This is a genomic window from Telluria antibiotica (assembly GCF_011682055.1).
GTDB classification, from domain to species: domain Bacteria; phylum Pseudomonadota; class Gammaproteobacteria; order Burkholderiales; family Burkholderiaceae_D; genus Telluria; species Telluria antibiotica.
Genome location: NZ_JAAQOM010000006.1, coordinates 100,190 through 114,137, shown reverse-complemented (window position 1 = coordinate 114,137; position 13,948 = coordinate 100,190). Strand labels below are relative to the sequence as shown.

Below are 13,948 nucleotides of genomic sequence, written 5' to 3'. Positions count from 1 at the left end.
TGTATTGTCGTCGCCGCTATTCTGACCCGGGAATGCGAAGGCTGCCGCACGGCGCGACGAAGTAGTCAAACTACGGCGTATTTTAACGGATTCACGGCAAACTTACACGGCGATGTAATTTTTCTACGTTAACCGGTTAGAATTCCAGCTTCCAACAACGACAACGACGGGAGACCATGAAACCCATCCCCCATGCCGTGCTCGCCCTGTGCCTGCTCGCCAGCCTGCCCGCGTCCGCGCAGACCGATGCCCGCACCTTCCTCGGCTACCGCAACGACAACGGCACCCTCGACATCGCCGCCAGCGACGGCCGCTACCTGATCCGGCCGTATGACGCGAACATCGTCGAGACGACGTTCGTGCCGCGCGGCGAGACGTTCGACCCCGTCTCGCATGCCGTCGTGCTGGCGCCCGGCCAGGCGAAGGCGACGATCACGGACGCGGACGACCGCATCCGGCTCGTCACCGAGGGCATCACGGTGACGGTCGAGAAGTCGCCGCTGCGCATCAGCTACGCGTACAAGGGCCGGCCGCTCGTCGCGGAGAAGGGCGGTTACGGCCACGCGGGTGACCTGGAGAGCATCGAGTTCGCGCTCGAGGGCGACGAGGCGCTGTACGGTGCCGGCTCGCGTGCCGTCGGCATGGACCGCCGCGGCCACCGCTTCCGCCTGTACAACAAGGCGTCGTACGGCTTCGGCGACCACGCGGAGCAGATGGGATATGGCATTCCGATGGCGCTGTCGTCGCACAAGTACGCGCTGCACTTCGATAATCCGCAGGCCGGCTGGCTCGATTTCGACAGCCGCAAGGACGGCACGTTGCGCTACGAAGTGATGGGCGGCCGCAAGACGTATCAAGTGATCGCGGGCGACGACTGGGCGCAGGTGATGGACGAGACGACCCGGCTGACGGGCCGCCAGCCGCTGCCGCCGCGCTGGGCGTTCGGCAATTTCGCCAGCCGCTTCGGCTATCACACGGAAAGCGAGGCGCGCGCCGTCGTCGACAAGTTCATCGCGGACGGCATCCCGCTGGACGCCATCGTGTTCGACCTGTACTGGTTCGGCAAGACCGTCAAAGGCACGATGGGCAACCTCGCGTGGGACCGCGACAGCTTCCTGCACGCGGAAGCGATGATGGCCGACTTCAAGAAAAAGGGCGTCAACACCGTCGTCATCACGGAGCCGTTCGTGCTGACGACGTCCAAGCGCTGGCAGGAAGCCGCGCAACAGGGCGTCCTCGCGACGGACGCGGCCGGCAAGCCGTTCACGTTCGATTTCTTCTTCGGGAACACGGGCCTCGTCGACGTGTTCAAGCCGCAGGCGCGCGACTGGTTCTGGCACATCTACAAGGACCTGAAGGCGGGCGGCGTCGCCGGCTGGTGGGGCGACCTCGGCGAACCGGAGATGCACCCGTCGGCCGCGCACCACGCGACGGGCACGGCGGACCAGGTCCACAATATCTACGGCCACGAGTGGGCGCGGCTGATCGCGGACGGCTACGCGCGCGACTACCCGCAGGAGCGTCCGTTCATCCTGATGCGCTCCGGTTATTCGGGCTCGCAGCGCTTCGGCATGATCCCCTGGTCCGGCGACGTGCACCGCGGCTGGGACGGCTTGCAGTCGCAGATGGAGATCGCGCTGCAGATGGGCATGCAGGGTCAGGCCTACATGCATTCCGACCTCGGTGGTTTCGCGGGCCCCGTGTTGGACGACGAGCTGTACGTGCGCTGGCTGCAGTACGGCGTGTTCCAGCCGATCTTCCGCCCGCACGCGCAGGAAGAAGTGCCGGCGGAAGCCGTGTTCCGCACGCCCGCGGTGAAGGCCCTCGCGCGCACGGCGATCCGTCTGCGCTATGCCATGCTGCCGTATAACTACACGGCCGCGTTCGACGACAGCGTCACCGGCATGCCGATGATGCGTCCTGTGCTGTTCGACGATCCGGACGCCGAGATGATGTCCACGAAGGACGTCGCGTCGACCTATCTGTGGGGCCCGGACTTCCTCGTCGCCCCGGTCACGGCGCCGGGCGCGGCGCGCAAGGAGGTCGTGTTCCCCCGCAAGGGCAGCGTGTGGTTCGACTTCTACACGGACGCGCCGCACCGCGGCGGCATCGTCGAAGTCGTTGCCACGCGCCCCGACCGGATCCCCACGTTCGTGCGCGCGGGCGCGTTCGTCCCGCTCGCGCAGCCCGTGCAGAGCACGCGCGACTATTCGACGGCGAAGCTGGACCTGCATTACTGGCACGATGCCGGCGTCGCGCGCGCCGAGGGGCACCTGTACGACGACGACGGCCACACGGCGCACGCGTACGAGTCGGGCAAGTACGAGCTGGTGCGGTTCGCGAGCCGTTTTGCGGACGGTCGCCTCGCGCTCACGATCACGCCGGAGGCCGGCGCCGCTGCGACGCCGACGGCCCGTACGTTCGGTCTCAAGGTGCACAACGTGGGCACCCGCCCACGCGCCGTGCGCGCGGGCGGCAAGGCCGTCGTGTTCCGCTGGGATGCGGCGCGCCGCCTCCTCGACGTACCGCTGCCTGCCGTCCGGTCGGCGCCGCTGGAAGTCGACGTGACCTTGTGAGGTGACTTCGGATCGTACGTCGTGGCAACAGCGTACGATCCGCGGCGGCAGGCGCGCTCCGCACTCGTACCGGATTCGGTACACTGCCCATCCGGGATACCGGAACGCAGACGCGCCATGAAGACCCAATTGTTGCAAGACCTCCAGGAAAGCGGCTCCACGCCGCTGGCTGCCGGCGAAGCGATGCCGCCACCGTCCCAGCCGCGCCGCAAGCCCGTCGTGCTGGCGGACGAGACGCGGACGCCGTCGATCCCGCCTCCCCCAACGGCGGCGGTGCCAGCGGACGAGGCCCACACACCACCTGAACCGCCGCGCAGGCCCGCCGTGTGGCACGGCCCGGCGGCGCAGCGGGTCGATGCGGGTACGCCCGGACAACGACTCGGACCCCGTACCGCGCGGCGTGCACCCGACGTGGCGGCACGCGGGACCGGTGTCGCCATCGAAGCGTGGGCCGAACGGGCCGCGCTGGCAGGTGCAGGGGAGTCCCGGCCGGCACCTGCGCCGCAGCAGGGCGGGGCGCCGGGACCGGAGCGGCCGACCATGGACGTCGCGGCGTTTTTCGGTCGCGACGAACGCAGGAGCGCATCACACCCGGCAGGGCCGCAAACCGCCGCGGTGGAGCCGGCCCGAGCGGCCACATCCGGCGACTCGACACCTGCACTCCCTGCCACGCCGGCGCCGCGCACCGCGCCCGCAGGCACCACGCAGGGCGACGCTCTGGCGGGGGCCGCGGCCGTACCGCGCCGTCCGGATCCGAGCGACGTGCCCGCCGGCCTCGCAGAGCGCGAATCCGGCATCGGCCCTGTGCCGCCGCCCGTCGCGGCGCCGGGCGGCGACGCACAAGCGCCTGTGTCGGCCCGGCCAGCGGACGGCAGCGCGCCGGGCATCCCCGTTCACGGACACGTGCCTGCCGTCCAGTCGAACGCCAGCGTACGACCGCAGGGTGTCGAACCCGACCGCGCGGCCCGCCAACTGCCGACCGCGCGGCCGGACGACACGACGTTGTTGCGTGCCCCAGCCGACGAACGCGGGCCAGCCGCGCAATGGAGCGCGACGCCGCGCGCGTCCGCGCCCGATCCACGTACGGAACCGATGCCGGAGAGAGTCGCCTCCCCGGTCCGGGCCGCAGCGGATACGCCTGTGTCGCCTTGGCGCCGGCTGTGGAAGCGCCGCGTCGTGGCGTGGAGCGCTGCCGGCGCATTGGCAGCGGGCGTCGGGGGTGGCGCCGGGTGGCTGTACGCGGGAAGCCGCGCCGAGAGCGTGCCCGTGGCCGCGAACACGGCGCAAGCCACTGCGACGCGCGGCGCACAGGCCTATGCCGCCCGCGAGCCGGCCCCCACGGTCAAGGCACCGCCGACCGCCTCGGCGCCCGAACCGGCCCAAGCGCCGACCCCGTCATCGGCCGCGCCCATCGACGCTGTGAAGCCACCTCCGCCGGCCGAACCGGAGGTCAAGCCCGCCCCGCCAGCCCCCGCGCCGGCCGTGACTCCGGCCGCGCCGCGGTCCGTGGCGACGGTCGACCTCGACGCACCCAAGCGCGCCGCGCGCCACGCTGCTGCTGCCCGCAGGCGCGCGGCCGAGAAGGCACGGCGTGACGCTACGCCGGAGGTGCGGCCGGCCAAGGCGGAGCCGTCGCCGCGCGAGCGCCGCGAGGAAACCCTGATGCAATGCCGGGCGCACGGCTACGACGAACGCCAGTGCATCCGGCGCGGCTGCGCGATGACGCGCTATGGCTTTGCTTGCCGTGGCTAGGCGCGGGCCGGTCGTGGATCAGTGGTGACCGTGCTGTCTTTCGTAGTCGTCCGCTTCGGCCTTGGTCGCGTGGACCGTGCCGTCGGGATGCTCGGGTGGCGTGTAGAGTGTGTACAAGCGCATCGGTTCGGTGTCCGACGTGTTCACGACGTTGTGTTCCGTGCCGGCCGGGATGACGACGGCGACGCCGTCCTCGAGGTCGTGCCGTTCGCCATCCAGGGTGGCGACGCCGCGTCCCGCTTCCACGCGGATGAACTGGTCGTGGCCCTCGTGCTTCTCGAGGCCGATCTCTTCGCCGGGCTGCAGGGTCATGATGACGAGCTGGCTGCGGGGTGTCGTGTAAAGCACTTCACGGAAATTGTTCCCAGCTAGCGTTTTTTCTTCAAGGTTGATGCTGTAACCCGACATGGTGGCTCTCCGAAATGGTCGTTGACGCGGCCCGGCGACGGCCGGACGCCCGGATTGTAGCGGACGCGCCCCGTTGCCGCACACGCAAGTGGTAACGGGCATGCAATATTGTCTGTAAGGATATAAAAGTTTCAACCTGAGCATTAAAATTCCCAAGAATGTTATACTTGGATTGTGAACGTTTGACCTTCTTGCCTCCATGACTTCTGATTTCAACACGCAGCGCCGCATGCAACTGCTGGTCGAGCGCGTCGCCGACTATGCGATCTACATGCTCAATCCGGACGGCACGGTCGCGAGCTGGAACGCGGGCGCGCGCCGCTTCAAGGGCTATACGGAGGCGGAGATCCTCGGCGAGCATTTCTCGCGCTTCTACACGCCGGCCGACCGGGCTGCCGGCCTGCCGGAGCGGGCGCTCGCCACGGCGCTGGAAAAGGGACGCTTCGAGGCGGAAGGCTGGCGCGTGCGCAAGGACGGCAGCCATTTCTGGGCGTCCGTCGTTATCGATCCCATCCTTGACGACGAAGGGCACCTGCTCGGCTTCGCCAAGATCACCCGCGACATCAGCGACAAGAAGCTGGCGCGCGAAGCGCTGCGCCGCAGCGAGGAACAGTTCCGGTTGCTCGTCGACAGCGTCATCGACTACGCGATCTACATGCTGTCGCCGGAAGGCCTCGTCACGACGTGGAACGCGGGCGCGCGCAATATCAAGGGCTATGCGGCCGACGAAGTGATCGGCACGCATTTCAGCCGCTTCTACACGGAAGAAGATCGGCGCGGCGGCCTGCCGGAACGCGTGCTGGCGACGGCGCGCGAGCACGGACGCTTCCACGGCGAAGGCCTGCGCGTGCGCAAGGACGGCTCGAGGTTCCGGGCCGACGTCGTCGTCGATGCGATCCGCGATGCCGAAGGCCGCCTGGTCGGCTTCGCGAAGATCACGCGCGACGTCACGCAGCGCGTGCAACTGGAAGAAGCGCGGGACGCGCTGCAGCACGCGCAGCGCCTGGAAGCCGTCGGCAAGCTGACGGGCGGCGTCGCGCACGACTTCAACAACATCCTGCAGGTGATCGGCGGGTGCCTGCAATTGCTGGGCGGGGCCGTGGCGGGCCAGCCGTCCGGCCAGCGGCACCTGCAGATGGCGCTGGGCGCCGTCGACCGCGGCGCCAAGCTGTCGTCGCAGCTGCTCGCGTTCGCGCGCCGCCAGCCGCTGCAGCCGTATGTGCTGAACCCGGGGCGTATCGTGCGCAGCATGGAAGACCTGGTGCGGCGGGCCGTCGGCGAACACGTCGAGGTCGAGACGGTCGCGTCGGCGTCGCTGTGGAACACGATGCTCGACCCGCACCAGCTGGAAAACGTCGTGCTGAATCTCGCCATCAACGCGCGCGACGCGATGCCCGGCGGCGGCAAGCTGACGATCGAACTCTCGAACACGATGCTGGACGATACCTACGTGAGCGCCGCGCACGAAGTCCCGTCGGGGCAGTACGTGCTGCTCGCGATTTCCGACACGGGCACCGGCATGACGCCCGACGTGCGTGATCGCGCGATCGAGCCATTCTTCACGACGAAGGGCGAAGGGCAGGGCACGGGCCTCGGCCTGTCGATGGCGTTCGGCTTCGTCAAGCAGAGCGGCGGCCATTTCCGCATCTACAGCGAAGTGGGGCACGGCACGACGATCAAGGCCTACTTCCCGCGCGCGCTGGAGGCCGAGCAGACCTTGCCGGAACCCGTCGCGGGCGAAGTGCGCGGCGGTACCGAGACGATCCTCGTCGTCGAGGACGATCCGAACGTCCAGGCGACCGTCGTCGGCATGCTGACGGAACTGGGCTACCACGTGCTGCGCGCCGACGATGCCGACATGGCACTGGCCGTGCTCAAGGCCGGCGTGCGCTGCGACCTGCTGTTCACGGACGTCGTCATGCCGGGCAAGGTGAAAAGCACGGAGATGGTGCGCCAGGCCAAGGCGCTGCTGCCGGACATGAAGGTCCTGTACACGTCCGGCTATACGCAGAACGCGATCATCCATGGCGGCCGGCTCGACCCCGGCGTGGAACTGCTGTCGAAGCCTTACCGCCGGGAGAAGCTGGCCAGCAAGGTGCGCCAATTACTCGGCACGCCGGAGGCCGCGGCGGAAGCGCCCGCGCAGGCTTCGGGCAATCCGGCGCCCCTGTTGCGCGTGCTGCTCGTCGAAGACGATGCCCGGGCGCGCGAACTGTATCGCGACATCCTGCTGCCGGCCGGCATCCAGGCTGACGAAGCGGCCACGGCCGGCGCAGCACTCGACATGCTCGCGCGCGAACGGTATGACGCCGCCGTCGTCGACTACAGCCTGCCCGACCTGGACGGCTTGACCCTGGCCCGGCGTATCGTGGCCGCGTATCCCGACGTGGCGCTCGTGTTCGCGTCGGGCTACGGCAGCCTGGTGGCGGGCGTGTCCGACGTCACGGCGCGCGTGCTCACGAAGCCGTTCACCGACCTGCAATTGAAACAGGCGCTGCTCGCGGCGGCGGCCGACCGCACGGCGGCCGCCCAGCGCGCCTGACGCCTCAGACGCGGATATCGCCGAAGAAGCCCAGTTGCAGGCTGGACGCGATGCGCTGCGCCACGACGAGAGCGTCCGACGCGCCGTCGATGCCGAACACGTCGATCGCCGTCAGGCGGAACAAGGTGAGCCAGCGGACGAAGTGGTCCGTCTCGATGCCGGACAGCGCCATGTGCTTGCCGAACACATTGCCCTGGAAGTCGCCCTTACCGAGCAGCACCTTGGTCCAGAACGCGTACATGCGCGGCATGTGCTCGTGCCAGCGGCCGGCCAGCTTCGCCTCGAACACGGGAGACAGCACGGCGTCGTCGCGCACGCGCGCGTAAAACGTGTCGACGAGGCGGACGATCGACGCTTCGGTGATGGCGGGAGAGGTCATGCGGGGCTCTGCGTGGAATGAAGGTCCCGGCGGCGCGGATCGCCCGGGAACTTCATTCTAGCAAAGATGCATCTGATATGTATCTTCTGCGGCTGCTGTGGCGGCGCAGCGATACAGGCATTTTCATACGGACGTTGCGGCTGCCTGGATAAACCAATTTGGCGACACCCGCCGTCGACTGCCTTGCCGGCGAGGGCCGCTGCCGGTTAAGGTGGACGATTGCCCGCGCGGCGCGCACGATTTCCAATCCGACGCCATCGAAAGGATTGTTGTGCTAGTCTTTCTTAGCGGCAATCTCAGTGAAAGGATCGGCGTGGAATCGCAAGTCAAGTCTTCCGTGATGGACGCAATCGGCAACACCCCCGTCGTCAGGCTGGCGCGCCTGTTTCCCGACGTGGACGTAGTGGCGAAACTGGAATATATGAACCCCGGCGGCAGCATCAAGGACCGCATGGTGCGGCATATGCTGAAAAGCCTGCCCGCCGGGACGGCGCGCGTCGTCGAAAGCTCGTCCGGCAACACGGGCGCCGCGCTCGCGATGGCCAGCGCCGTGCTGGGGCTGCGCTGCGACGTCACCGTGCCGAAATCGACCAGCACCGAGAAAATGAAGCGCATCCGCGCCTACGGAGCCGAGGTCCATCCGTGCGCGCCCGACGACGGCAGCGATCCGGCCGGCGGCTACCACGCCGTGGCCGAACGCCTCGCGCGGGACGGTGGCGCCCATTACCTCGACCAGTACCAGTCGATATTGAACCGCGAAGCGCACTACCTCGACACGGGCCCGGAACTGTGGCGCCAGGTGGCGGGTGAGATCGACGTATTCGTGTGCGGCATCGGCTCGGGCGGCAGTATCTCGGGCATCGGCCGCTACCTGAAGGAGCAGAAGCCCGGCTTGACCGTCATCGGCGTCGAGCCGAGCAACTCGGCGTACCGGGAAGCCGTCACGGCCACGCCCGCCGCCGGGCCGTTCGCGAGCGTCGTGGAAGGCGTGGGAAAGCGCCTGCCGTCGCGCAGCTTCGACCCCGGCGTCGTCGACGACGTCGTGCAGGTCGCGGACGACGTCGCGCTCGACTGGTGCCGTCGGCTCGCGCGGGAAGAGGGCATCCTGGCCGGCGGATCGAGCGGTTGCGTCGCGGCCGGCATCGCGGCGCTGCTGCCCCGTCTCGCCGGCAAGCGGATCGCAACCGTGTTTCCCGACTCCGGCGTGTACTATCTGTCAAAGTACTTCTGATTCCTGATATCGGACCTGACCGTGTCGGACCTGATCGCCCTGCTCGGTGCCCGCATCCCCGCCAACCTGGCGCCGTTCATGCTGGCCAACGTCGCCGTCCCCGCCGTGCGCGGGCTGCCGCATGGTCCGGACGTCGTCGCCCGGCGGCTGGGCTGCCCGTGCGGCAGCTGGGAGCTGAAGCTGCGCACGGCGCGGCGGCGCGAGCGGCGCGGGCTGTTCGGCCGCAGGATGGTGACGGCGCCCGTCGCCCCCGTGTACGCGGCGTGCCCCGTGTGCGGGCGCGAAGTGCTGTTGTTCGACCCGGCCGTGCACGGCTGGAACGGCCGCCACGGCCACGGTGTGCGCCCGGATGCGGACGACGAGGCGTGGTTCGGCACGGCGGCCGGGGAGGTGATCGTCACCTACGCGTACCAGGCCGAGGACGAATACCGCGCCATGCTGGAGGATGGCTGTCCCGACCCGCAGGACTGGTTCGACTGCTTCGCCGTCGTGTTCCGCGCGGCCGGCACGCCGCCCGTGCTCGTGCTTGCGGACGAGTGCGCGACGCGCAAGGAAACGCGCGTCTAGCGCCGCCCGGACAGGTAGTCGACGCCCTCGGGCCCGTAGCTTTCCCGGTGGGGCTCGGCGCGGCGCAGGTGGAACACGTCGCCCGCGCGGTAGATCTTGATCTCGCCGCCCGCGTGGATGCGGATCTCACCGGCGAGAATCAGCGCCTTCGCCTCGAACGGATGGGCGTGGTCGGCGAGGCTGCCGTTCGGTTCGCGGTGGACGCGGACGGGTTCCGCATAGCCTTCCGCCTTCAAGGTATCGAGAAATGCCTGTTGTTCCATGCCGGGCTCGCAGTGGTTGCAGTTCGCGGTTCGTGATCAGGGAAGTGTACCATTCGTCCCGCACGATACGCGCGCCGGCAGCGCCGCCGTCGGCGTCAGGAAGCGACCCGCGCAACGCGCGCGCGCCGTCCCTCGGCGACGCGGTAGCCCGCTGCCAGCACGACGAGCCACGCCGGGATCATCCACACGGACGGACGCAGGTCGGGCGTCGCATACATGATGGCGACGATGCCCGCGAGGTACACGAGGCACACCCAGTTCGTCAGCGGATACAAAGGGCTCGGGAACGCCGTCGGCACCCCGGCCGCCCGCTTGGCGGCGCGGAAGCGCAGATGGCTCCAGCTGATCATCGCCCAGTTGATGAGCATGCCGGCGACGGCGAGGCCCATCAGCAGGCCCAGCGCCTTGCCCGGCACGGCATAGTTCACGCCGACGCACAGCGCGGTGGCGACGGCCGACACGCCCAGCGACGTGAGCGGCACCCCGCGCGCGTTCACGCGCAGCAGCGCGCGCGGCGCGTGGCCCTGCACCGCGAGGCCGTACAGCATGCGGCTGTTCGAGTACACGCAGCTGTTGTAGACGGACAGCGCGGCCGTCAGCACGACGACGTTCAGCACGTGCGCGACGATGCCGGCGTCCAGCGCCTTGAAGATGAGGACGAACGGGCTCGCGCCCGGTACGATCTGGTCCCACGGGTACAGCGCCAGCAGCACGGCCAGAGCGCCGACGTAGAACACGAGGATGCGCCACAGCGTCTGGTTCGTCGCGCGCGGGATCGAGCGCGCCGGATCGGCCGCCTCGGCCGCCGTGATGCCGATGACTTCCAGCCCGCCGAACGAGAACATGATGATGGCCATCGACATCACGAGGCCCTTGATGCCGTGCGCGAAGAAGCCGCCGTGCGTCCACAGGTTGGCGACGGACGCCTGCGGCCCGGCGCCGCCGCTCGCCAGCAGGAACACGCCGTAGACGATCATCGCGACGATGGCGGCCACCTTGATGACGGAAAACCAGAACTCGCTCTCGCCGAACGCCCGTACGTTGATCAGGCTGATGCCGTTCGCCAGCAGGAAGCAGCCGAGCGCCGACACCCACGTGGGCACGTGCGGGAACCAGTACTGCACGTAGATGCCGACGGCCGACAGTTCCGCCATGCTGACGAGCACGTACAGCACCCAATAGTTCCAGCCGGAGACGAAGCCCGCGAAGCGGCCGCAGTATTTGTCTGCGAAGTGGCCGAACGAGCCGGCGACCGGTTCGTCGACCATCATCTCGGACAGCTGGCGCATGATCAGAAAAGCGATCAGGCCCGCAATGGCGTAGCCTAGCAACACGGACGGTCCGGCCAGCCGGACGGTCTCCGCGACGCCGAGGAAGAGGCCCGTGCCGATGGCGCCGCCGAGGGCCATCAATTGGATGTGCCGGCTCTTGAGGCCGCGGTGCAGTTGGGTGTCGTCGGAGGCCATGATGTCCGCTTGCTAAAAGACAAGGATTCTAAAGCAAACGGAGCCAGCGGGGAATTGTCACAAATAACTTGCAAACATGCTTTAAATTAAGCACTCTTAATGCGAATTCGTCTCTGGGCCGGACGACGAACCTCCGAGGTGAGAATGTCATGATTCAACCTTCCGATGCCGGATTTGCCGCGCTGTTTTATGCGCATCCCGTACCGATGTGGGTCTACGACCTCGAGACATTCCGGTTCGTGGCCGTCAATGCGGCGGCAATCGTGCATTACGGGTATTCGGAGGCCGAATTCCTGGCCATGACGCTGCACGACATCAGGCCGCCGGAAGAACAGCTGCGCCTGAACGAGAACCTGCGGCAGCCGTCGGTGCCGAGTATCGAGAAGTCCGGAATCTGGCAGCATGTGAAGAAGGACGGCGCATTGATCGACGTGGAGATCACGTCGCATCCGCTGTGGTTCAACGAACGGGCTTGCCGGTTCGTGCTGGCCCACGACGTCACGGAGCGGCTCGCCGCGCACGACAAGATCATGCGCCTCAGCCGGATCTATGCCGTGTCGAGCGGCATCAACGCCGCCATCACCCGCATCCATACGCGTGATGCGTTGTTCGACGAAGTGTGCCGCATCGCCGTGCACGACGGCGCGTTCAAGACGGCCTGGATCGGCGTGCTCGATCCCGGCACCGTCGACGGGCGCGTGGTCTCATGGTACGGCAGCGAACGACGCAACGTCGACCGGGTGCGCCTCACGCTGCGCACCGACGGCCCCGACAGCATGAGGCCGGCCTGCGTGGCCGCGCGCGAAGGCCGCGTCGTGATCTGCAACGACGTGTCGACGGACCCCAGCCTGGCGGCGATCGCGCAGGACATACTCGAGGAAGGACATCGTGCCATCGCCGCGATGCCGCTGTCGTCGGGGGGCCGTGTCGACGCGGTGATGGTGTTCGTCGCCGATACCGTCGGCTTCTTCGACGCGGAAGAACTCAAGCTCCTCGACGACCTGGTCGGCGACCTCGACTTCGCATTGCAGTTCATCGACAACAAGGAGCGGCTCAGTTACCTGGCGTATTACGACGTGCTGACGGGACTCGCGAACGGCAGGCTGTTCGAGGACCGGCTCGCGCAGTTCATCCATGCGGCGCAACCCGGACAGGGTATCGGCACGGTCGTCGTCAACATTGACCGCTTCACGCAATTGAACGATGCGCTCGGACGTCACGCGGGCGATGCCCTGTTGAAGCAGGTCGCGCGGCGGCTCGACGAGGTACTCCCGAGCGGCGCCAGCCTCGCCAGGATCGGGGGCGCCACGTTTGCCATCGCGATCGCCGAACTGGCGCACGACGCCGATCTTGAAAACATCGTCGAAGAAGCTGTTCTGGCGACGATCAATCAGCACTTCAAACTGGACCCGCATGAGGCGCGCATCCACGCACGCGCCGGATTGGCCCTGTTCCCGCGCGATGGCGGCGATGCCGAAAAGCTGCTCAAGCACGCGGAAGCGGCCTTGCAAAGTGCCAAGCGACTGGGCAAGTCGTATCTGTACTACTCGCCGGCGATGAACGCCGCGCACGCCTCCAGGCTCGCGCTGGAATCGGAGCTGCAGCACGCCCTCGACGCGCAGGAATTCGTCGTGCACTACCAGCCGCGCGTCGACCTGCTGAGCGGACGCATCGTCAGCGCCGAAGCGCTGATCCGCTGGCAGCATCCGCGCCGCGGCCTCGTGTATCCCGGCACCTTCATTCCGCTGGCGGAAGAGGTCGGGCTGATCGAGCCGATCGGCGACTGGGTGCTCGACACCGTCTGCGCGCAACAGGCCAGCTGGCTGGAACGCCAGCTGGCCATCGTGCCCATCGCGGTCAACCTGTCGGCAGCCCAGCTCAAGAACCTGAAGATCGTGCAAAAGGTCAGCGCTGCGCTGGCCCGGCATCAACTGCCTGCCCACCATGTGGAGCTCGAACTGACGGAGTCCATGGTGATGCACGACGTGGAGACGGCGGCAACCCATTTGCAGGCCTTGAAGGCGCTGGGCATCCAGTTGTCGCTGGACGACTTCGGCACCGGCCACTCGTCGCTCGCCCACTTGCAGCGTTTTCCGTTCGACGTTGTCAAGATCGATCGGGCGTTCATCCGCGACGTGAATTCGAATACGGGGAATGCGGCGATCGCGACCGCGATCATCGCGATGGCGCACAGCCTGCACCTGCGCGTGGTCGCGGAAGGCATCGAAACGGAAGGGCAGTTGCAATTCCTGCGCAGGCGCCGCTGCGACGAGATCCAGGGGTTCTACGTCACCGAGGCGGTGCCGGCCGCTCAGTTCGAAGTGATGCTCGTCCACAAGATGCAGCTGATGCTGGGGGACCAGGTCGACGACGATACCTTGCTCATCGTCGATGATGACGCCGGCAACCTGGCGATCCTGCGCCGGCTGCTGCAGCGGGAAGGCTACCGCGTGCTGACGGCAAGCAGCGGGCAGGAAGGTTTCGACCTGCTCGCGTTGAACAAGGTGCGGGTCATCGTGGCCGACCAGGACATGCCCGGCATGTCGGGCACCCAGTTCATGGGCATCGTCAGGGAACTCTATCCGGACACGATCCGCATCATCCTGTCGGGACACACCGATCTCGCTGCGGTCACGGACAGCGTGAACCAGGGCGAACTCTTCAAGTTCATGACGACGCCGTGGGACGATGGCGAGCTCGTCAGGAATATCCGCGACGCGTTCCGGCTGCACCGCCAACGCAACGGCCAGTTGTGACGGGCGCC

10 protein-coding genes are annotated in these 13,948 nt (G+C 67.7%); 6 read left to right on the top strand and 4 right to left on the bottom strand.

Features of this window, described 5'->3' with window-relative positions; all coding sequences use genetic code 11:
• Positions 1–176: 176 nt before the first annotated feature.
• Both HAV22_RS11610 and HAV22_RS11605 read left to right on the top strand, forming a co-directional pair.
• Entirely contained in the window at positions 177–2,576 is a 2,400-nt protein-coding gene (locus HAV22_RS11610; RefSeq protein WP_166859237.1) for a glycoside hydrolase family 31 protein, read from the top strand.
• A gap of 117 nt (positions 2,577–2,693) precedes the next feature.
• Positions 2,694–4,328 (top strand): hypothetical protein, encoded by a 1,635-nt coding sequence (locus HAV22_RS11605; RefSeq protein ID WP_166859236.1) that lies wholly within the window; start codon positions 2,694–2,696, stop codon positions 4,326–4,328.
• A gap of 18 nt (positions 4,329–4,346) precedes the next feature.
• Here HAV22_RS11605 and HAV22_RS11600 read toward each other — a convergent pair whose 3' ends face one another.
• Positions 4,347–4,736, bottom strand: coding sequence for a cupin domain-containing protein (locus HAV22_RS11600; RefSeq protein ID WP_166859235.1), 390 nt, complete (start codon positions 4,734–4,736; stop codon positions 4,347–4,349).
• Positions 4,737–4,935: 199 nt separating this feature from the next.
• Here HAV22_RS11600 and HAV22_RS11595 point away from each other — a divergent pair, with 199 nt between their 5' ends.
• Positions 4,936–7,278, top strand: coding sequence for a PAS domain S-box protein (locus tag HAV22_RS11595; protein WP_166859234.1), 2,343 nt, complete (start codon positions 4,936–4,938; stop codon positions 7,276–7,278).
• 4 nt (positions 7,279–7,282) lie between these two features.
• On the opposite strand, the gene HAV22_RS11590 is transcribed toward HAV22_RS11595, so the two are convergent.
• On the bottom strand, positions 7,283–7,657 hold the full coding sequence (locus HAV22_RS11590; protein ID WP_166859233.1) for a group III truncated hemoglobin: 375 nt from the start codon (positions 7,655–7,657) through the stop codon (positions 7,283–7,285).
• A gap of 313 nt (positions 7,658–7,970) precedes the next feature.
• Here HAV22_RS11590 and HAV22_RS11585 point away from each other — a divergent pair, with 313 nt between their 5' ends.
• Positions 7,971–8,888, top strand: a complete 918-nt coding sequence (locus tag HAV22_RS11585; protein WP_371869614.1) for a PLP-dependent cysteine synthase family protein — start codon at positions 7,971–7,973, stop codon at positions 8,886–8,888.
• Between the two features lie 21 nt (positions 8,889–8,909).
• Positions 8,910–9,455 (top strand): hypothetical protein, encoded by a 546-nt coding sequence (locus HAV22_RS11580; protein WP_166859232.1) that lies wholly within the window; start codon positions 8,910–8,912, stop codon positions 9,453–9,455.
• Here the strand turns inward: HAV22_RS11580 and HAV22_RS11575 are convergent.
• Both HAV22_RS11575 and HAV22_RS11570 read right to left on the bottom strand, forming a co-directional pair.
• Entirely contained in the window at positions 9,452–9,718 is a 267-nt protein-coding gene (locus HAV22_RS11575) for a cupin domain-containing protein (protein ID WP_166859231.1), read from the bottom strand. The genes HAV22_RS11580 and HAV22_RS11575 overlap by 4 nt on opposite strands.
• A 95-nt stretch (positions 9,719–9,813) precedes the next feature.
• Entirely contained in the window at positions 9,814–11,184 is a 1,371-nt protein-coding gene (locus tag HAV22_RS11570; protein ID WP_166859230.1) for an amino acid permease, read from the bottom strand.
• 149 nt (positions 11,185–11,333) lie between these two features.
• Here HAV22_RS11570 and HAV22_RS11565 point away from each other — a divergent pair, with 149 nt between their 5' ends.
• Positions 11,334–13,940, top strand: coding sequence for an EAL domain-containing protein (locus HAV22_RS11565; RefSeq protein WP_166859229.1), 2,607 nt, complete (start codon positions 11,334–11,336; stop codon positions 13,938–13,940).
• The last annotated feature ends 8 nt before the right edge of the window (positions 13,941–13,948 follow it).

Excerpts from the sequence above, each read along its gene's own strand:
- HAV22_RS11590 (WP_166859233.1), bottom strand. The coding sequence starts at position 7,657 with ATGACCTCTCCCGCCATCACCGAAGCGTCGATCGTCCGCCTCGTCGAC.
- HAV22_RS11595 (WP_166859234.1), top strand. The coding sequence starts at position 4,936 with ATGACTTCTGATTTCAACACGCAGCGCCGCATGCAACTGCTGGTCGAG.
- HAV22_RS11570 (WP_166859230.1), bottom strand. The coding sequence starts at position 11,184 with ATGGCCTCCGACGACACCCAACTGCACCGCGGCCTCAAGAGCCGGCAC.
- HAV22_RS11605 (WP_166859236.1), top strand. The coding sequence starts at position 2,694 with ATGAAGACCCAATTGTTGCAAGACCTCCAGGAAAGCGGCTCCACGCCG.
- HAV22_RS11575 (WP_166859231.1), bottom strand. The coding sequence starts at position 9,718 with ATGGAACAACAGGCATTTCTCGATACCTTGAAGGCGGAAGGCTATGCG.
- HAV22_RS11565 (WP_166859229.1), top strand. The coding sequence starts at position 11,334 with ATGATTCAACCTTCCGATGCCGGATTTGCCGCGCTGTTTTATGCGCAT.
- HAV22_RS11600 (WP_166859235.1), bottom strand. The coding sequence starts at position 4,736 with ATGTCGGGTTACAGCATCAACCTTGAAGAAAAAACGCTAGCTGGGAAC.
- HAV22_RS11610 (WP_166859237.1), top strand. The coding sequence starts at position 177 with ATGAAACCCATCCCCCATGCCGTGCTCGCCCTGTGCCTGCTCGCCAGC.